An 18,986-nucleotide genomic window follows, 5' to 3' on the forward strand; every position below is an offset into this window, starting at 1 on the left:
GACTGCAGCGGGAGTGATCGCTGTCGCCGTGACGGCAGGTGGGATTGCGAGAGGTCAAGGAACTCATGCGCCGCTGTCGAGGAGAAGCCCGACCAGTCCGAGTGATCGGCGGAGCTTCGCCCGCAGCAACGCCGGCTTGGCGCAGTGCTTCCAGCGCCAGTGGGTGGTCTTCATGCCGAGCTCGGACAGGAGTTCGTCGCGGTTCGACTGGCCTTCGGCGGTCGCGCCTTCGGAGTACTTCCCCTCGCCGTCGAACTCGCCGGCCACGATGCCGTTCCATTCGAAATCCGTCACGCACAGGAGTTCGCCGGTGTCGCTGTGGTGTTCGTGTTGGAGGGCTGGTTCGGAATCTCCGGCCACCTGTGGATCAGGGCGCGGCTGTACGATTCGCCGACCGACTGCGGCAACTCCGAGGCCCGTGGCAGGGCGGCGCGGAGCCGTTCCATTCCCGTCCTTCGTCCGAGTCGGGCCGCTGCGGATTCAGTTCGTCCTGCGAAACGCCAAGGCGGCGAGCTGAATCCAGCACGCAGATGCCCTGCTCGTAGGTGCCGGCGAGGACCAGGTCGAGTGCGGTCCGAGCGATCGTGGTGCACAGAACGCCGTCCACGATCGTGACGTCCTCCGCCTCGAGTCGCCGAACATGGACGCGACGGCGGCCGGACTTCTTTCCTCCGCTGCTGCCCGAGGTCGTGAAGTCGACGTACTTGCGGTCGGGTTTGAGCAACTCGAGCCCGCGTAACGCCGCGGCGGCGCAGTGGCTGACTGCGAGACCGCCGTGAGTGTTGTCCGCCGCCGCCCGCACCGTCAGCAGGTACTCGTCGTCGACCTCGAGTGTGCCGCCGCCCCGGTAGTGGTCGGCCCACAGGCGCACCAGCTCGTCGTTGTTCACGTAGTTCCGGATCGTGCTGTCGGACCGCCCGAGCGATCGCAGTTGCTTCCGAGTGCGGATCTCCCGCATGGGATCCGGCGCCGCGAACGGATCTGAATTCGTGGTCATTGCTACCTCCCCCAAGGTGTCCGGGCATCGTCGCACCGGGGTACGACAAGTTCGCTGATTCGTCCCGCTGCACCGATTGCTTCCCGCGGCGGGCAGTTGTTGCCGCGGCGCCTACCACTCACTCCCGCTGCAGGGACTCCTTCCCGCGGCTGCCATGGCGGCCGCGGGAACAACTCGCCGCCGCGGGAGCGGAGCTTCGGAGACGGCATCGATGGGTCCTGCGATCGTGCGCCCGTTGGATCGGTACGACCCCGGAACGGGTGTTGTTCACAAACTGACGGGCGTTATTCACAAACCGAATGACCGCCGGGAGAACCACCTGCTGCTCCCGGCCCCGCACCGCGGCGGGAAGCGCACCGTCGATAGGCTGGACGGATGACCCGCGCTGCACTCGTTCCCGGCACCGTCTCGCCCCGGCTGGCAGTCCCCGCCGCCATCGTGCGACCGGAGTACGTGGACAAGCCGCAGGCGAACGAGGGCAACGAGCCGTGGGTCCAGACGCCCGAGACCATCGAGAAGATGCGCGTCGCCTCGCGGATCGCGGCGGACGCGCTGCAGGCCGCGGGCGCGGAGGTCCGGCCCGGCGTCACTACCGACCACCTCGACCGGGTGGCGCACGAGTACATGCTCGACCACGGCGCCTATCCGTCGACGCTGGGCTACCGGGGCTTCCCCAAGAGCTGCTGCACCAGCCTCAACGAGGTGATCTGCCACGGCATCCCGGACAGCACCATCATCGAGGACGGCGACATCGTCAACATCGACGTGACCGCCTACATCGACGGGGTGCACGGCGACACCAACGCCACCTTCCTCGCGGGCGACGTCTCCGAGGAGCACCGGCTGCTCGTCGAGCGCACCCGCATCGCCACGGAGCGCGCCATCAAGGCGGTCAAGCCGGGGCGCGAGCTCAACGTGGTCGGCCGCGTCATCGAGTCCTACGCGAACCGCTTCGGCTACACCGTGGTCCGCGACTTCACCGGCCACGGCATCGGCGAGACGTTCCACAACGGCCTCGTCGTCCTGCACTACGACGAGCCCAACGTCGATACCGTTCTCGAACCCGGCATGGTCTTCACGATCGAGCCGATGATCAATCTCGGCGGCCTCGACTACGAGATCTGGTCCGACGGCTGGACGGTGGCCACGACGGACAAGAAGTGGACCGCGCAGTTCGAGCACACCTTGGTCATCACCGACGACGGCGCCGAGATCCTGACCCTGCCGAGCACGCCGAGCGGCCCCGCGGTCTAAGTGCGCGGCGCACTTCTCATCGCCGGCGCCACCAGTGACGCCGGGAAGTCCACCGTCACGGCCGGACTGTGCCGCCTCCTGGCCCGACGGGGCGTGAGGGTCGCGCCCTTCAAGGCGCAGAACATGTCCAACAATTCGGTCGCCACCGTCGAGACCGACGGCACGAGCGGCGAGATCGGGCGCGCGCAGGCGACCCAGGCCCTCGCGTGCGGCTGGCCCCGTCGACCCGGTTCAACCCCGTCCTGCTCAAGCCGGGCACCGACCGGCGCAGCCACCTGATCCTGCACGGCCGCCCCGTCGGCGACGTGGGCGCCCGCGACTACGTCACTCGCCGCCAGTGGCTGCTCGACGAAGTCACGGCCACGCTGGCCGGGCTGAGGACCGAGTTCGACGTCGTGCTCTGCGAGGGCGCCGGCAGCCCCGCCGAGATCAACCTGCGCGCCACCGACATCGCCAACATGGGGCTGGCCCGGGCCGCGGGCCTGCCGACGCTGATCGTCGGCGACATCGACCGCGGGGTGCTGGCGCACCTCGCGGGCACCGTCGCCGTGATGCCGCCCGAGGATCAGCGCCTCGTGTACGGCTTCCTCGTCAACCGCTTCCGGGGCGATAGGTCGATCCTCGAGCCCGGGCTCGCGCAGCTCGAGCAGATCGCCCGGCGCCCCACGCTCGGCGTGCTCCCGCACCTCGCGGACCTCTGGCTCGACGCCGAGGACTCCCTCGCCGCGCTCGGCACCGACCTGGTCGGCCGGGGCGCCACGCGCCCCGAGCCGATCCGCGTCGCCGCGATCGCCCTGCCCCGCGTCTCCAACACCACTGACGTCGAGGCCCTCGCCTGCGAACCGGGCCTGACGGTGCGGTGGACCACCCGGGCCGCCGACGTCGCCGCCGCCGACCTCGTCGTGCTCCCCGGGACCAGGAGCACCGTCGACGACCTGGCGTGGCTGCGCGAGCGCGGGCTCGCCGACGTCCTCGACCGCCGGGCGCGGGCAGGCGGCCCGATCGTCGGGATCTGCGGCGGCTACCAGATGCTCGGCCGCAGCATCGCCGACCCGCACGGCGTCGAGGCCGCTGCCGGCACCCGTGTCGACGGTCTCGGGATCCTCGACGTCGACGTGGCGTTCGGGCGCGACAAGTGCGTCCGGAACGTCGCGGGAACCGCGCTCGACGTCGCGGTGACGGGCTACGAGATCCATCACGGCATCGTCGACCGGAACGCGGAAAGTCCCGCGCTACAAGGCCCCGACGGTCCCGAAGGAGCGGCGCGCGGGAGCGTCCTCGGGACGCACTGGCACGGGATGTTCGGGGCCGACGGGTTCCGCCGCGCCTACCTCACCCGCACGTTCCCGGGCCGGGACCTCGGCGCCCCGGTCAGTTACGACGGTGCGCGCCTCGCGCAGCTCGACGCCGTCGCCGACGCGCTCGAGGAGCACTGCGACGTCGACGCGATTCTGAAACCTTTGCTTTCACCTATCGCATTTTCGGCGATCCTGCCGACCATTCGGATCATCAGTGACTAGCGTTGACGACCATGCCGATGGATTCAGCTGACACGGTGCAGGTGCCTGCGGGCTCGTGGACCTTCGACGTGTCGGTCGGGGTCTGAGCACGGCGTACCCGTACTGCTGCTGCACGGATTCCCGCAGACCGAGGAGTGTTTCGACCAGGTCCGCGAGCGCCTCCACGAGGCCGGTCTGCGGACGATCGCGCCGCGGCAGCGGGCTACAGCCGGGGCGCGGCCCGTCGGCGTCGATCAGTACACGATGAAGCAGCTGGCGGAGGACGCGGCGCGGATACTCGACGCGCTGGACGTGCCGTATGCGCACGTCGTCGGCCACGGGCTGGGCGCGACGGTGGCGTGGCACTTCGCCGCCGCCTACCCGCTGCGCGCCATGAGTCTGACCGCCGTCTCGTTCGGGCACCCGTCTGCGTTCGGCGAGGCGATGGCGACCGATCAGGATCAGCGGCAGCGCTCGCGCTACCTCGAGCTGTTCCTGCAATCGGGCGTGGCGGAGAAGCAACTGCTCGCGAACGACGCTCGCACGCTCCTGGCGACCGCGCCCGGCGGCGGCATCGAGGCGCTCGCGAACGAGGCCGTGCTCACGGCCGGGCTGAACTGGTACCGGGCCAACCTGGTACCCGGCGGAGAGGGCCTGGACTGCCCGGTGATCGAGGTGCCCACCACGCTGGTCTGGGGCACGCGCGACGCGATCGCCGGGGCCGCCCAGGCGAGGGCGACGGGCCACTACCTGCGCGCCGACTACCGGCTCAGCGAGGTGCCCGACGGTGACCACTGGCTCCGCTTCGCGCTCCCGCGGCCTGGCCTCGGAGATCGCGCTGCGGACGCTCCGGAACTGACCGCGCTCCCGCGCGGCCGATCCGGAGCGGTTCGCGTTACTTGTCGCTGCCGCAGGTGCAGCTGTCGCCGCACGCGCAGTTCTCGCAGGTGCAGTTCGGGTTGGAGCAGCCGGGGGCGAAAGAATCATGCTGAATCATGCATGTGACTGTACCCCGCAGGGCTCCCGCGATCACGCGTCGTTCGCGAGCCCCAGCAGCGCGTTCTCGACCAGCTCCGGCAGCGCCGGGTGGATCCAGTACTGCCCGCGCGCGAACTCCTGCGCGGGGATCGAGAACGACATCGCGGTGATCGCCGACTGGATCAGCGCGGACGCCTGGTGGCCCAGGATGTGCGCGCCCACGAGCAGCCCTGTGGACCGATCGGCGATCAGCTTGCACACGCCCTCGGCGTCGGCCATGGCCCAGCCGTACGCGATGTCGGCGTACTTCTGCTCCGCCACGGCGACGTCGATGCCCTGCGCGCGGGCCACAGCCTCGGTCAGGCCGACGGATGCGACCTGCGGGTGGGTGAACACGGCGCCCGGCACGAACCGGTGATCGGTGGCCTCCGCCGGTTCGTCCCAGCCCGACAGCAGGTTCGCCGCGGTGACCCGGGCCTCGTGATTGGCCACGTGGCGCAGCGGGTACGGGGTGCTCACGTCGCCCAGCGCCCATACGCCGCGCACGGGCGTGCGCTGGTACTGGTCGACGGGGACGCGGCCGGCGTCGTCGAGCTCGATACCGATGGCCGAGAGCGCCAGCGTGTCGCCGTTCGGCACGCGGCCGGTGGCCACGAGGAGGACGTCGCCGGGCACCGTCGAGCCGTCGGTGAGGTCGACCTCGACCCCGTCTCCGACGGCGCGCGTGGCGGTGACCTCGGTGTCCAGTCGCACGTCCCACTTCTCGGACGCGAGCGACGTGAACAGCTCGGAGATGGTGTCGTCCTGCGAGCGCAGCAGGCGCGGCCCGCGCGCGATCACCGTGATCTCGGAGCCGAGGCCGTGGAAGACGTGTGCGAACTCGGCGGCGATGTAGCCGCTGCCCACCACGATGACGCGGCGCGGCAGCTCGTCGAGCCGCATGATCGTGTCGTTGGTGTGGAACGGCGCGGCGCCGTCGCGGAACACCGACGGGATCACGGGCCGCGACCCCGCCGAGAGCACGATGTCGCGCCCGGCGACCACGGTCCCGTCGGCGAGCTCCAGACGGTGCAGGCCGTCCCCGGACTCCGGCAGGAACCAGGCCTCCTGCTGGAAGACGGTGACATTCGGGCAGCGGTCGCCCTCGCGGTACCGCAGGCCGCCCGCCGCGTAACGGTCCACGCGCCCGAACACGCGGTCGCGGATGTCTCGCCAGCGCACGCCGGTCACGTCCGCGTCGATCCCGACGGTGCCGCCCTCGCGGGCCTCGAGCGCCACGTCGGCGGGGTAGACGAACATCTTGGTGGGGATGCATCCCACGTTGAGGCAGGTGCCCCCGAACGCGCCGTTGAACTGGCCCTGTCGATGATCGCGACGGAGCGGTCGGCGAAGCGGTCGTCGGGGATCGTGTTTCCGGCGCCGGAGCCGACGATGACGAGATCGAACACCGTCTCGCCCATCGTCAGGCCTCGCTCGCGGCGGCGGACACGGGTGCGCCGGGCGTGCCGGTGGAGCCCGTGATCTCGCGGTCGAGCCACGCGCCGAGCTCGGCGTACGCGGTGTCGCGGGCCGTGCGCTCCGAGAGGAACACGTCGTGCTTGGCGTTCTCCACGGGAATGACGGTGAGCCGGTTCCCCAGCGCGCCCGACCACTTGGCGATCTGCCGGGTGTCGAGGACCACATCGGCCCGGCCGGCCTCTTCGCTCCACTCCTTGGGGGCGAAGCTCTTCGTCGAGCGGAGGACCAGCGACGGGACGCCGACGTCCAGACCCCGGTGCAGCAGGCTGTGCGCCACGCGGACGGCGCGCAGCCAGCCGAACCGCACGGGGAAACCCTCGATCGGCTTGATCCGGACGTCGAAGTCGAACTCGCCGTGCTCGCTGACGTGCACGGTCTGGCCGTACACGCCGACCGCCTCGACGGGGACGACCCGGGTGCCGGCGGCCTTGCCGATGAGCTTGACCACGGGCGTCGCGACCTCGCGCAGGACCGCGGAGCCCTGCAGGTCGAACCAGGGGCTGTCGAGCACCAGGCCGACGACGGGGGCAGTGCGCCCGGCCTTGCGGCGGCGGTCGAGCCACAGCGGCGTGATCAGGCCGCCGGTCGAGTGCGCGGCCACCACGACGCCGAGGCCGGGGTGCTCCTTCGTGATCGCCGCGACCGCGAGGTCCAGCTCCTGGTCGTAGACGGTGAAGTCGGTCGCGTAGTGCGCCGACTGTCCGTCGCGCAGCGAGCGCCCGCACTTGCGCAGGTCCAGCGCGTAGAACGCGTAGCCGCGAGCGGCGAAGAACTCCGCGACCGCGGTCTGGAAGAAGTAGTCCGAGAACCCGTGCACCCACAGCACCGCGTGATGCGCATCGGGAGGCGCGGGCACGTGTTTGACCAGCGTGGCCACGACGTCCCCGCCCGGCTCATCGTCCGGGTCCGGACCCAGGTGGAAGGTGTGCGCGAGAAAGTCCTCGCCGAGGATGTCGGGGGAGTAGTTCAACTCAGTGGTCGCCACGGGTCCACTGTAGTGAGCGGACGCACGCCGGTGTGCTGCACACCGTCCGGATTCGCCAGAGTAAGGTTCTGGCGCAGAAGGGGACCCTGACCCGGGTCCCGCCGCACGACGAGGGTGAACAACCAGATGGCCCGTAACGTGATCAGCACGGACGTCGCGCTCGTCGGAGCCGGGATCATGAGTGCCACGCTCGGCACCCTGATCCGCAAGCTGGAGCCCAGCTGGTCGGTCAGCGTGTTCGAGGCCCTGGACGCGGCGGCCGCCGAGTCCTCCGACCCGTGGAACAACGCCGGCACCGGTCACTCCGCGCTCTGCGAGCTGAATTACACCCCGCAGGCTGCCGACGGCTCCGTCGACATCGCCAAGGCGATCACGATCAACGAGCAGTTCCAGGTGTCGCGGCAGTTCTGGGCGTACGCCGTGGACGCGGGTGTGCTGGACACCCCGTCGGAGTTCATCAACCCGATCCCGCACGCCAGCTTCGTGCACGGGGCCGACAACGTCGAGTACCTGCGCAAGCGCTACGAGGCGCTGTCCAGCCAGACGCTGTTCGAGGGCATGGAGTTCTTCACCGACCCGGCCACGTTCTCCGAGCGCCTGCCGATCATGGCCGCGGGCCGCAACTTCGCGGACCCGGTCGCCGTGAACTGGTACGAGGGCGGCACCGACGTCGACTTCGGCTCGCTCACCAAGAAGCTGATCAACTTCGTCGGCAAGGGCGGCGCCGTCCACTTCGGCACCAGGGTCACCAACCTCAAGCGCACGAAGGACGGGTGGCGCCTCACCGTCAAGAACCAGCGCACCCACGAGGTCACCCACGTCGACGCGCGGTTCGTGTTCGTCGGCGCCGGCGGCGGCGCGCTGCCGCTGCTGCAGAAGTCGGGCATCAAGGAGGCCAAGGGCTTCGGTGGCTTCCCCGTCTCGGGCCAGTTCTTCCGCTGCAACAATCCCGAGCTCATCGAGAACCACGCCGCCAAGGTGTATGGCAAGGCCGCCGTGGGCGCGCCCCGATGTCGGTGCCACACCTCGACACCCGCGTCATCGACGGTAACAAGGGCCTGCTCTTCGGCCCGTACGCCGGCTTCTCGCCGAAGTTCCTCAAGGCGGGTCAGTACACGGACCTCCCGCTGTCTGTGAAGCCGAACAACCTCCTGCCGATGATGGCCGTGGGCCTCAAGGAGATGGGTCTCACGAAGTACCTGATCGGCGAGCTGCTGCAGTCGCCGGCCGATCGCGTGAAGACGCTGTCGGAGTTCGTTCCACGCGCCACGGGCGGCGATTGGGAGCTCATCACCGCCGGCCAGCGCGTCCAGGTGATCCGTAAGGGGCCGGGCGGCGGCAACCTGGAGTTCGGTACCGCCGTCATCGCGGCCGAGGACGAGTCGATCGCCGGCCTGCTGGGCGCGTCGCCCGGTGCGTCCACGGCGGTCCCCGCGATGCTCGACGTGCTCGGCAAGTGCTTCCCCAAGCACATGCAGGCGTGGAAGCCGCTCCTGCAGGAGATGATCCCGTCGTACGGCACCACGCTCAACGACAACAAGCAGCTGTTCAGCCAGGTCTGGGACTGGACCGATCGCACCCTGCAGCTGGCCCCCGGCGTCGGGGCCGACCCCGGGCCTAGCGTGCGCCGCGCCACCGGCGACCGGCTCGACGCGAGCACGCTGCACGCACTGCTGCGGCTGCGCGCGGAGGTGTTCATCGCCGAGCAGCAGAGCCCGTGGCTCGATGTCGACGGTCGCGACCTCGACCCGTCGACGGTCCACCTCTGGCTGCCCGACGATGCCGCCGACGGTCCGGGCGCCCGGGCGGCGGCCACGGTCCGGGTCACCGACGAGGGCGACGGCACCCTGCGGATCGGACGGGTGTGTGCGGCACCGTCGTACCGCGGGCGGGGCCTGATCCGCGAACTGATGCGCGCGGCGCTGGCCGAACTGCACGGCCGCGCGGCCGTGCTCGAGGCGCAGTCGCACCTGGAGCCGATGTACGCCAAGTACGGATTCGTCCGCGAGGGCGACGAAGTCATCGAGGACGGGATCCCGCACGTGCCCATGAGGAGGCCCGCGAGTGTCTGACCGATTCCCCTTCAGCGCGGTCGTCGGTCACGACGATCTGCGTCTCGCCCTGACCCTGTGCGCCATCGCGCCCGCGGTGGGCGGCGTGCTGGTGCGGGGCGAGAAGGGCACGGCGAAATCCACTGCGGCGCGGGCGCTCACGCCCCTGCTGCCGCCCCGCCCCGACGGTGTGCCGGCCCGCTTGGTGGAACTGCCCATCGGCGCGACCGAGGATCGGGTCGTCGGTTCGCTGGACATCCGCCGCGCGCTCGGCGAGGGCGCCGTCGACTTCACGCCCGGCCTGCTCGCCGACGCGGACGGCGGGATCCTCTACGTGGACGAGGTGAACCTGCTCTCGGATCACCTCGTGGACGTTCTCCTCGACGCGGCCGCGATGGGCCGCGTCACGGTCGAACGCGACGGCATCTCGCGCGCGTACCCGGCGCGATTCGTGCTGGTGGGCACCATGAACCCGGAGGAGGGCGAGCTGCGGCCGCAGCTGCTGGACAGGTTCGGCCTCGCCGTGGACGTGCGCGCCAGCCGCGACGTGGACACGCGCGTCGAGGTGATGCGCCGCCGCCTCGCCTTCGAGGCCGACCCCGCGGCCTTCGCCGCCGAGTACGCCGACGCCGACGCCGATCTGGCGCGCCGCATCGGGGATGCCCGCGACCGTCAGCCGGCCGTGGACCTTCCCGCCGCCGAGCTGCGCCGCATCGCGGCCGTCTGCGCCGCGTTCGACGTGGACGGCATGCGCGCCGACCTCGTCATCGCCCGCGCCGCCCGTGCTCATGCCGCCTGGCGCGGTGCCGACGCGGTGACCGAGGAGGACGTGCGCGTCGCCGCGCGGTTCGCCCTCCCGCACCGCAAGCGTCGCGACCCCTTCGACGAGCCGGGCCTCGACGACGCCGAGCTGGACAGCGCGTTCGACGATGCACGGCAACCCGGTGACGAGCCCGACCCGGACCCGGACGGCCCGCACGACGGCGGCCCGGACGACGGCGGCCCAGACGACGGCGGCCCGGACAGCGGTCGGCAGGCGGAACCGCCTTCGGACCAGGACGATTCGGTGACGCCTGCGCCGGAGCCGCAGGGTGCCCCGTTGCCGACGGCGCGGCACCGCACCGTCGGGAAGCTGACGGTGCCCGGCACGGGAACGGGAGGCGCCACCGGCCGCCGGTCCAAGTCCCGGTCGGACCGGGGCAGCGTCGTGCGCGCGGCCCCGCCGGCACCGGGGCCGGCCTGCACCGGCCGCCACGGTGCGCGCCGCGGCCCCCGCGCAGGGCGCCCGCGGCCGGGTCGGCGGCCCGCTGCACCTGGCCCCGTCGGACCTGCGGTCCCCGGTCCGCGAGACCACGGAGGGGAACCTCGTCGTGTTCGTCGTGGACCTGTCGGGCTCGATGGCGGCCCGCGAGCGGATCGCGCTGGTCGGTGAGGCGGCCATCTCGCTGCTGCGTGACGCGTACCAGCGGCGCGACAAGGTGGCCGTGATCGGTTTCCGGGAGCGAGGCGACCCTGCTGGTACCGCCGACGCGGTCGGTGGACGTGGCCGTCGCGCGGCTCGCGCGGACCCGCACCGGCGGCCGGACGCCGCTCGCCGAAGGGTTGATCGAAGTGCGGACTCTGCTGCGCCGCGAGGATCTGCGGCCCGACGCCCGGCGCCCGCTGGTCGTGCTCCTCACCGACGGCCGGGCTACCGCGGGCCGCGACCCCCTGCCCCGCGCACTGGCAGCGGCCGCGGGCCTGCACGCCGACGGCCGCGCGACGGTCGTCGTGGACTGCGAGACCTCGATGGTGCGGTTGGGGCTCGCCGCGAAGGTCGCGGCGGCGCTCGGCGCCCCGATGATCCCGCTGGGCGGGCTCGGTCCCGCCGATCTGGCCCGCGTGGCCTGACCAGACGAAGGAGGCTTGGAGATGCCGCAGGGCAAGGTCGAATCGGTCCCCGACGACGGGCTCACCACCCGGCAGCGTCGCAACCAGGCGTTGCTCGCGGTGCACACCGGGCCGGGCAAGGGGAAGTCGACGGCGGCGTTCGGCATGGCCATGCGCGCGTGGAATCAGGGCTTCCCCATCGGGGTGTTCCAGTTCGTCAAGAGCGCGAAGTGGAAGGTCGGCGAGGAGGCCACGATGCGCGCGCTGGGCGAGCTGCACGAGCGGACCGGCGCCGGCGGCCCCGTCGAGTGGCACAAGATGGGTCAGGGCTGGTCGTGGCTGCGCCGTTCCGACGACGCCGAACAGGACCACGCCGAGGCGGCGCGGGCGGGCTGGCAGGAGATCGCACGCCGGCTGGCCGCCGAACAGCACCGGTTCTACGTGCTCGACGAGTTCACCTACCCGCTGAAGTGGGGCTGGGTCGACGTCGACGAAGTGGTCGAGGTGCTCCGCGCGCGCCCCGGCAACCAGCACGTGGTGATCACCGGCCGCGACGCCCCGCAGGCCCTCATGGACGCGGCCGACCTGGTCACCGAGATGACCAAGATCAAGCACCCCATGGACGCCGGGAGGAAGGGGCAGAGGGGGATCGAGTGGTAGTCGCCCCCGCGGTCGTCGTCGCCGCGCCGTCGTCGGGAAGTGGCAAGACGACCATCGCGACGGGGCTGATGGGCGCGCTCGCGAAGACCGGCACCGTCGCCCCGTTCAAGGTGGGCCCCGACTACATCGACCCCGGTTACCACGCCCTCGCCACGGGCAGGCCGGCACGCAACCTCGACGCCGTGCTGTGCGGTGAGGACCGCGTCGCCCCGCTCTATCGGCACGGCGCGCGGGACGCGGACATCGCCGTTGTCGAGGGCGTGATGGGGTTGTTCGACGGCCGCATCGTCGACGGACCGGGCGGCGCGGCGACCGAGGGCATCGGCTCCACCGCGGATGTGGCGCAGCTGCTCGGCGCGCCGGTGCTGCTCGTCGTCGACGTGCGGGGCCACTCGCAGTCCCTCGCGGCGCTGCTCGCCGGCTTCGCCACCTACCGGCCCGGCGTCGCGCTCGCCGGCGTCATCCTCAACCGCGTCTCCAGCGTCCGGCACGCGGGTCCTGCGCGACGCGTGCGCGCACGCGGGCCTGGAGGTGGTCGGGGCGGTCCCCGGCGCTGCCGCGCTCGAGGTGCCGGCGCGGCACCTCGGCCTCGTCCCCGCCGCCGAACGCGGTGCGGACGCCGTCGCCGCAGTGGCAGCGATGACGGAGCTCGTGGACCGGCACGTCGACGTCGACCGGATCCGCGCGCTGGCGCGACCGGTCGCCGACGGGCGGGGGTGGACACCGTCGGACGAGGTGGCGCGCGTGGGCGCACCCGTCGTCGCGCTGGCCGGCGGACCGGCCTTCAGCTTCGGCTACGCCGAGCACGAGGAGCTGCTCCGCGCCGCGGGCGCGCGGGTGCGCCGCTTCGACCCGCTCACCGACGAGCTGCCCGACGGTGCCGCCGCCGTCGTCCTCCCCGGCGGGTTCCCCGAGGTGTTCGCGGAGAAGCTGTCGGCGAACACGGCGCTGCGCGCGCAGCGCGCCCTGGTGGACGCCGGCGGTGTGGTGCACGCCGAGTGCGCGGGGCTGCTGTACCTCGCGGAGTCGCTCGATGGCGCGCCCATGTGCGGGATCGTCCCGGGCGCGGCGGAGTTCACCCCGCGCCTGACGCTCGGCTACCGCGATGCGGTGGCGCTGGAGTCGAACTCGCTGTTCGAGGCGGGCGAGAGGGTCGTGGGCCACGAGTTCCACCGCACGAGGCTGGCCGCGACGACGTCCCCGCGTGGGGGTGGCGTGACGCCGACGGTGCGCCCGTGACCGACGGGTACGTCGGCCGCGGGGTACACGCGTCCTACCTGCACACGCATCCCGCGGGGAACCCCGAGGCGGTGCGGCGCCTGGTCACGCTGGCGGCGGGAGCTCGCTGAGGTCGGACACCACCTGATCGGCGCCCGCGGCGCGCAGTGCCTCGGCGTCGGCGCCGCGGTCCACGCCCACGACCCAGAACCCCCCGGCGTGCGCGGACGCGACGCCCGACACGGCGTCCTCGACGGCGACCGACCGCGCGGGGTCGACCCCGAGTTCGCGCGCCGCGGTCACGAACATGTCCGGCGCCGGCTTGCCGGGATGCCGCGGCCGGCCGCGACGAGGCCGTCGACGACCACCGAGAAGTACTCGAGGAGCCCGGCCCGCTCGAGCACGACGCGGGCGTTCTTGGAGCTCGAGACCACGGCCATCGGGACCCGGGCCGCGCCAGCGCCGGACCAGCGCCACGGACCCGGGGAAGGGGTGCACACCGTCGCGGTCGAGCACGCGCAGGAACGCGGCGTTCTTTCGATTCCCGAGGCCGCGCACGGTGGCCGCGTCGACGTCGTCCCCGTCGCACCCGTCGGGGAGCGTGAGACCACGCGAGGCCAGCACAGCCCGGACCCCGTCGAGCCGGGCGGTGCCGTCGACGAGGGCGTAGTAGTCGGCGTCGGTGTACGGGGAGCGCCGGGGGCGGCGCCCGCCAGGTAGGGCACGAACAGCTCCGCCCAGGCCCGCCGGTGCACGGCGGCGGTGTCGGTGAGCACCCCGTCGAGGTCGAACAGCACGCCCTCCGCCTCGAACGGCGTGATCGGGGCGCGCGCCGTCACCGGGAACCGTCCCGCGGCACGCGGACGGTCTCGCCCGGCCGCAGCACCACCTGCTCGCCGGCGACGGTGATCGTCTCCGGGGCCCCGGCACCGTCGAGCCGGAAGACGCTGTCGGTGTGCCCGAGGTCCACCGCGACCGCGCGGCCCCGCCACTGCACGGTGAACCGCAGGCGCTCCCAGCCGGTGGGGAGCTCGGGGGTGAACTGCAGCCCGTCGGCGCCGGCCAGGAAGCCGCCGAAGCCCACGACGGCGATCTGCCAGGTGCCGCCCGCCGAGGCGATGTGCATGCCGTCCTCGGTGTTGCCCTGGTTGTCGTCGAGATCGACGAACGCGGACCGGCTGAAGTACCGCTCCGCCATCCGCGGGTCGCCCACCTGCAGGCCGACGATCGCGTGGATCGACGGGCTGAGCGACGACTTGTGCAGCGTCCGCGGCTCGTAGTACTCGAAGTTCTCGCGACGGGTGGCGAGCGAGTAGTCGTCGGGCAGTTGGAACATCAGCTGCACCACGTCGGGCTGCTTGAGCAGCTTGGTGTCCTCGCAGTTGAAGTGGTTGTACCCGGCGGGGTAGCGCGGCATGTCGTTCTCGTCCCACTCCGTGACCGGCACCTCCGTGCGGTCGAAGTAGCCGTCGAACTGCTCGATCAGCCCGCACTCGGGGTCGTTGGGGGAGACGATGCGCCGGGCGCCGTCGGCCCAGGCGTCGCGATCCGTCCGGCTGATCCCCAGCGTGCCCTCCAGCGCGGCGAGCAATGCGGGATGATCGGCGGCGAGCTCGTCGTAGACCTCCACGGCGTACTCCCAGTGCCACCGCACCATTCGATTGGTGAAGGCGTTGTTGTCCACGTGCGAGTGGAACTCGTCCGGTCCCATCACCCGCGTGAGCACGAGTCGCTCGCCCTCGTCCTCGCAGCGGTCCAGCCAGAACCGCGCGGTGTCGAACAGGATCTCGGCGCCCTCGTCGAGAAGGTGCGCCGCGTCGCCCGTCACCTCGCGGTAGCGTCCGATGGCGTACGCGACGTCCGCGGTGACGTGCAGTTCCTCGTCACGGGTGTAGAAGCGGTTCTGTCCGTCCGGCGTGGCGATCGGGCACTCCTCGAGCCCGGTGTCGGCGGACTCCCAGGGGTACCGCGCGCCGGCGTTGCCGCCGTCCCTCGCGACCCGCCGGGCCCCGTCGAGCGTGTGATAGCGGTAGCCGAGCAGCGCGCGGGCGGCCGCCGGCTGGGTGAACAGGAAGAAGGGCAACATCATGATCTCTGTGTCCCAGAAGACGTGCCCTCGGTAACCCTCGCCGGACAGCGACTTCGCGCCGATGTTGACGGTGGGATCGTCCGGGTTCGCCGCGATCAGCAGGTGGTACACGGAGAAGCGCATCGCGAGCGCGGCGCGGTCGTCGCCCAGGATCCGGCAGTCCGAGCGGTCCCAGAGATCCGCCCATGCCACGGCGGAATCCTTTCCGCGGAGTCGAATCCGTCGCGCGCTGCGGTCGCCAGCGCGCGCTCGCGCGGCGCGCCCGAGGCGCGGTGGTCGCGGGACGTGGCGATCCCGACCGCCTTATCGATGCCCACTGTGCTCCCGGCGTCGGCCGCGAAGGTGAACTCCTCGGCCACGCGCTCCGCGCTCGCGCGCCCGCCGCTCGGGTTCGCCGCCGGTGGGCGCACGGCCATCGCGTAGGCGATCTCGACGTTCGAGTCGATCGTCCCGGTCACCACCCATGCGGCGCCGGCGGTGAAGCCGCGGTCGCGGGCCCGCAGGTGCGTCGAACGGGACCACTTCTCCCACTTGCGGTCGTAGCCGAACGTGGTGCCGTCGGCGTACACCGGTAGCATCTCCATGTTCCGGCGGTGCGCGTCGATCCCCGTACCGATCACGACGGTCGCGGGAACGTCGAGCGGGGTCACGGTGACGCGGAGGTGGCAGGCGTCGCGGTCGGCCATCGACGCGAAGCGGTGCTCCGTGACACGCACGCGGTCGCCGGTGTCTAGCGCGAACACGGTGTCGCGGTCGAGCACGCCGGTCCGCAGGTCCAGGGTACGACGGTGCTCGACGACGGTCGCCGAATCGGGGTCCGGCGCCGGCCGTCGACGAAGACCTCCGTGTCGAGCCAGTCGGGTGCGTTCACGAGGTCGATCACCTGCGAGTCGTGGGCGTCGTAGACGCCCGCGAGGTAGGTGCCCGAGACGGCACCGAGGTGGCCCTCGGACAGACTTCCGCGGGTGCCGAGGCGGCCGTTGCCGACCGTGAAGATCGTCTCGAAGTAGTTGGCGCGGGCCGGGTCCCATTCGGCCTCGGTGACGCTCCACGGGCCGGGGGAGGTCGTGCCGACGGGCGTGAGGACGGGGGTGCCTACCTGGGTCATGCCGATCACTCGCTTCCCGCGACGGCGTACACCGCGTCGATCTGGGCCCGGGTCTCGGGCAGGGGCAGGTAGACGTCGATCCGCCGGCCGGCGCAGCGCTGGGCGCCCATCGCGTTGCCGTACCGAGCGGCCGCCACGACGTCGCCGCCGCTCTCCAGGTACCCGAAACCCATTCCGGCGGCGAAGGAGTCGCCGCAGCCGGTGGTGTCGACCACCTCGGCGACGGGGATGCGGGGGACGGTCTCCGACCGCAGGGCGTCGTCCTCGTCGAGCCAGTACACGCGGCACCCCTCCTCGTCGAGGGTCACGCACACGGCCTTCACCCCGCGCCGCAGGCAGTGCTCGGCGAAGACCGGCAGTTCCTCCATCGACAGCTCACGGCCCAGAAGGTTCGGGTCGGACCCCGGCGGCGGGAACCAACTGCACCCGGCCTCCTCCAGGTTCAGCTTGAGGATGTCGATGTTGGGCAACCACGCATCGCGGTCGATCCACATGCGGGGCACCCGGTGCCCGGCGGCGGTGAGCGTGACGGTGGGGCCGTGGCCGTCGAGCAGAATCATGCCGTCGCTGTGCTCGCGGATGTACGCCAGCGTGGGCTGCGCCACCTCGTAGTCGGTCACCGGCACGCAGACGAACGCGTCCGAGTCGAGGGCGAACTCGACGTCCTGCGGCGAGATCGGGTGCATGAACCCGACCTGCCGCTCGTCCCGGTAGTTCTGGTCGCGGAAGGTCAGCTCGATCACGTCGCCGCGGTCGGAGTCGTCGCGCAGGCCGGTGTAGTCGATGTTGTCGAAGCGCGACAGGATCTCCTTGATGGGCTCCATGTCTTGCTTGCGTACGTGCACGATCGGTCGCACCACGTCATCGGGTCCGAGGAGGAGGCGAGGGCGGCGACGGTGTAGAGGACGCAGCCGTACTTGTCGATGACCTCGCCGCGGTGGGTGACCACGTGGTCGCGGGGGATCGGACCGAGTACGGCGATCGTGCGGGTCGGCGCGGCGCGGTGGTCGCGGTCGGGCCGTTTTCGGGCAGGGGGTGGCCGGGAAGGGGCATGACAGGGCTCCGGTGGGTGGTCGATGCGAGTGCGGGGGCTGGACGGGCGCTGGGCGGATTCGGGTGCGGGACGGGGCGCCGGGCGCGCTGCGCCCCGTCCGCACGGTCAGGAGGGGGTCTTCGGGTGGGTTATTCCGACGGCAGAGTCCATGTCCTCGAGGGACATGCCCTTGGTCTCCTTGACGTACTTCGAGACGAAGAGCCCCGACAGGAGGGCGAACGTGGCGTACATCGCGTAGGCGAAGACCAGTGAGACGTCCGCGAGCTCCGGGAACGAGACGGTGATCAGCCAGTTGGCCGCCCACTGCCCGGCCGCGGCGAGGGACAGCGCCGCGCCGCGGATCCGGTTGGGGAACATCTCGCCCAGGAGGACCCAGACGACCGGCCCCCAGCTCATGCCGAAGAAGACGACGAACAGGTTCGCCGCGACCAGAGCGATCGGACCCCACGCACCCTCGAGGTGCGGAACCATCTCGCCGGCGGCGTTGGGCGCCTCGGTGGCGGTGCTGAAGCACAGGGCCATCGTCGCGAGCGTCGCGGCCATGCCCGTCGACCCGACGAGGAGCAGTGGCTTGCGTCCCACCTTGTCGACCAGCAGGATCGCGACGACGGTGGTCGCGATGTTCACCACGGAGGTGAACACGCTGATCTGGAACGACTGCGACTCCTCGAAGCCCACGGCCTGCCAGAGCATGTTCGAGTAGTAGAAGATCACGTTGATGCCCACGAACTGCTGGAACACCGACAGGAGGAGGCCGACCCAGACGATGGGGTAGATGCGGCCGCCTGGGCTCTTGAGGTCCTTCCACGACGGCTTCTCGTCGCCCCGCAGGCTCTCCTGGATGCGGGTGATCGTGATCTCGAGGTTCTTCTCGCCGAACAGCAGCGTGAGCACGCGCCGCGCCTCGGGCAGCTTGTGGGTCGCCACCAGGTACCGGGGCGACTCGGGGATCGTCGTGGCGAGGACGCCGTAGACGACCGCCGGCACGGCCATCGAGAGGAACATCCACCGCCAGGCGTCCATGCCCAACCACAGGGGCTCGTTCGCTCCGCCCGCCAGCTCCGCGAGCACGTAGTCGACGAGCAGCGAGAGGAAGATGCCGAGCACGATGGCGAGCTGCTGCAGGGAACCGAGGCGGCCGCGGATCCGCGCAGGCGAGGTCTCCGCGATGTAGGCGGGCGCGATCACCGATGCGATGCCGACGCCGACACCGCCGACGACGCGGCCGATCACCAGGGTGACGATCTCGGGGGCGAGGCCCGTGACGATCGCGCTCGCGAGGAACAGGACCGCGGCGATCTGCATCACGCGGAGGCGACCGATCCGGTCGGCGATGCGGCCCGCCGACATCGCGCCCCCGGCGGCGCCGAGAAGTGCCGAGGCCACGGCGAAGCCGAGCACCGCGCCCTTGACCTCGAAGTCCTGCTCGATCGCCTTGACGGCACCGTTGATGACCGCGCTGTCGTAGCCGAAGAGGAGACCTCCCATCGCGGCGACGGAGGCGATCAGAACAATGCGTTTGCCAGCCGATTGTTCGTCGTCGCCGAACACCGACGGCTGGTTGGGAATAGCGCCAGATTCCATGTCGATCCTTCCGAGGGGCCCACCGGGCTGCGTGTGCCCGATGCAGTGACGTGGCTCACAGTGAATAGGCAGGCCGTTGCAGTCGGAAGAGTTATCGACTGATTTGGCGGAATCTTTCCGCG

The 18,986-nt window shown here is 71.4% G+C and carries 14 protein-coding genes and 5 pseudogenes; 8 read left to right on the forward strand and 11 right to left on the reverse strand.

Going from position 1 to position 18,986, the window contains the following annotated elements; genetic code table 11:
* Positions 1–63: 63 nt before the first annotated feature.
* Positions 64–294 (reverse strand): hypothetical protein, encoded by a 231-nt coding sequence (locus MTP03_RS08700; protein WP_248491598.1) that lies wholly within the window; start codon positions 292–294, stop codon positions 64–66.
* 73 nt (positions 295–367) lie between these two features.
* On the reverse strand, positions 368–997 hold the full coding sequence (locus tag MTP03_RS08705; RefSeq protein WP_248491599.1) for a hypothetical protein: 630 nt from the start codon (positions 995–997) through the stop codon (positions 368–370).
* 375 nt (positions 998–1,372) lie between these two features.
* Between MTP03_RS08705 and map the strand changes: the two genes are divergently transcribed.
* The 3 genes and pseudogenes from map (at position 1,373) to MTP03_RS08720 (ending at position 4,755) form a co-directional block, all read left to right on the forward strand.
* Positions 1,373–2,251, forward strand: coding sequence for a type I methionyl aminopeptidase (gene map, locus MTP03_RS08710; RefSeq protein WP_248491600.1), 879 nt, complete (start codon positions 1,373–1,375; stop codon positions 2,249–2,251).
* Positions 2,252–3,771: pseudogene (locus MTP03_RS08715) on the forward strand (cobyric acid synthase).
* Between the two features lie 108 nt (positions 3,772–3,879).
* Positions 3,880–4,755, forward strand: a complete 876-nt coding sequence (locus MTP03_RS08720) for an alpha/beta fold hydrolase (protein ID WP_248492100.1) — start codon at positions 3,880–3,882, stop codon at positions 4,753–4,755.
* A gap of 24 nt (positions 4,756–4,779) precedes the next feature.
* Here MTP03_RS08720 and MTP03_RS08725 read toward each other — a convergent pair.
* A pseudogene (locus MTP03_RS08725) lies at positions 4,780–6,176 on the reverse strand (mycothione reductase).
* Positions 6,177–6,190: 14 nt separating this feature from the next.
* Positions 6,191–7,231: an alpha/beta hydrolase gene (locus MTP03_RS08730; protein ID WP_248491601.1), complete on the reverse strand. Its 1,041-nt coding sequence runs from the start codon at positions 7,229–7,231 to the stop codon at positions 6,191–6,193.
* Positions 7,232–7,357: 126 nt separating this feature from the next.
* Between MTP03_RS08730 and mqo the strand changes: the two are divergent.
* The 5 genes and pseudogenes from mqo to MTP03_RS08755 all read left to right on the forward strand — a co-directional run.
* A pseudogene (gene mqo / locus MTP03_RS08735) lies at positions 7,358–8,901 on the forward strand (malate dehydrogenase (quinone)); the annotation flags it as partial.
* Between the two features lie 21 nt (positions 8,902–8,922).
* A complete protein-coding gene (locus MTP03_RS08740) occupies positions 8,923–9,303 on the forward strand; it encodes a GNAT family N-acetyltransferase (protein WP_248492101.1) in 381 nt (126 codons plus the stop codon).
* A pseudogene (locus MTP03_RS08745) lies at positions 9,296–11,172 on the forward strand (VWA domain-containing protein). The gene MTP03_RS08740 and the pseudogene MTP03_RS08745 overlap by 8 nt, the downstream one beginning before the upstream one ends.
* A 21-nt stretch (positions 11,173–11,193) precedes the next feature.
* The gene (gene cobO, locus MTP03_RS08750; protein ID WP_248491602.1) at positions 11,194–11,811 is read left to right on the forward strand and encodes a cob(I)yrinic acid a,c-diamide adenosyltransferase; all 618 of its coding nucleotides are present in this window, start codon (positions 11,194–11,196) and stop codon (positions 11,809–11,811) included.
* A gap of 68 nt (positions 11,812–11,879) precedes the next feature.
* A pseudogene (locus MTP03_RS08755) lies at positions 11,880–13,160 on the forward strand (cobyrinate a,c-diamide synthase).
* On the opposite strand, the gene MTP03_RS23550 reads toward MTP03_RS08755, so the two are convergent.
* The 7 genes from MTP03_RS23550 to MTP03_RS08780 all read right to left on the reverse strand — a co-directional run bounded on the left by MTP03_RS23550 (position 13,135) and on the right by MTP03_RS08780 (position 18,864).
* On the reverse strand, positions 13,135–13,332 hold the full coding sequence (locus MTP03_RS23550) for a hypothetical protein (RefSeq protein WP_371820925.1): 198 nt from the start codon (positions 13,330–13,332) through the stop codon (positions 13,135–13,137). The pseudogene MTP03_RS08755 and the gene MTP03_RS23550 sit on opposite strands and share 26 nt — an antisense overlap.
* Complete coding sequence (locus tag MTP03_RS08760) at positions 13,329–13,868, reverse strand: hypothetical protein (protein ID WP_371820926.1); 540 nt, start codon at positions 13,866–13,868, stop codon at positions 13,329–13,331. The genes MTP03_RS23550 and MTP03_RS08760 overlap by 4 nt, the downstream gene beginning before the upstream one ends.
* Positions 13,865–15,310 (reverse strand): glycosyl hydrolase family 65 protein, encoded by a 1,446-nt coding sequence (locus tag MTP03_RS08765; RefSeq protein ID WP_248491603.1) that lies wholly within the window; start codon positions 15,308–15,310, stop codon positions 13,865–13,867. The genes MTP03_RS08760 and MTP03_RS08765 overlap by 4 nt, the downstream gene beginning before the upstream one ends.
* On the reverse strand, positions 15,214–15,879 hold the full coding sequence (locus MTP03_RS08770) for a hypothetical protein (protein WP_256465244.1): 666 nt from the start codon (positions 15,877–15,879) through the stop codon (positions 15,214–15,216). Before MTP03_RS08770 ends, MTP03_RS08765 begins: the two co-directional genes overlap by 97 nt.
* Entirely contained in the window at positions 15,849–16,226 is a 378-nt protein-coding gene (locus MTP03_RS22695) for a hypothetical protein (RefSeq protein WP_256465245.1), read from the reverse strand. Before MTP03_RS22695 ends, MTP03_RS08770 begins: the two co-directional genes overlap by 31 nt.
* Before the next feature lie 5 nt (positions 16,227–16,231).
* Positions 16,232–17,050 (reverse strand): carbohydrate kinase family protein, encoded by an 819-nt coding sequence (locus MTP03_RS08775; RefSeq protein ID WP_248491604.1) that lies wholly within the window; start codon positions 17,048–17,050, stop codon positions 16,232–16,234.
* 335 nt (positions 17,051–17,385) lie between these two features.
* The gene (locus MTP03_RS08780; protein ID WP_248491605.1) at positions 17,386–18,864 is read right to left on the reverse strand and encodes a sugar porter family MFS transporter; all 1,479 of its coding nucleotides are present in this window, start codon (positions 18,862–18,864) and stop codon (positions 17,386–17,388) included.
* Positions 18,865–18,986 lie beyond the last annotated feature (122 nt).

Source organism: Tsukamurella sp. PLM1, assembly GCF_023168325.1.
Taxonomy (GTDB): Bacteria; Actinomycetota; Actinomycetes; order Mycobacteriales; family Mycobacteriaceae; genus Tsukamurella.

Coding starts and splice junctions, on each gene's coding strand:
- map (WP_248491600.1), top strand. CDS start 1,373: ATGACCCGCGCTGCACTCGTTCCCGGCACCGTCTCGCCCCGGCTGGCA.
- MTP03_RS08775 (WP_248491604.1), bottom strand. CDS start 17,050: ATGGAGCCCATCAAGGAGATCCTGTCGCGCTTCGACAACATCGACTAC.
- MTP03_RS08705 (WP_248491599.1), bottom strand. CDS start 997: ATGACCACGAATTCAGATCCGTTCGCGGCGCCGGATCCCATGCGGGAG.
- MTP03_RS22695 (WP_256465245.1), bottom strand. CDS start 16,226: ATGACCCAGGTAGGCACCCCCGTCCTCACGCCCGTCGGCACGACCTCC.
- MTP03_RS08780 (WP_248491605.1), bottom strand. CDS start 18,864: ATGGAATCTGGCGCTATTCCCAACCAGCCGTCGGTGTTCGGCGACGAC.
- cobO (WP_248491602.1), top strand. CDS start 11,194: ATGCCGCAGGGCAAGGTCGAATCGGTCCCCGACGACGGGCTCACCACC.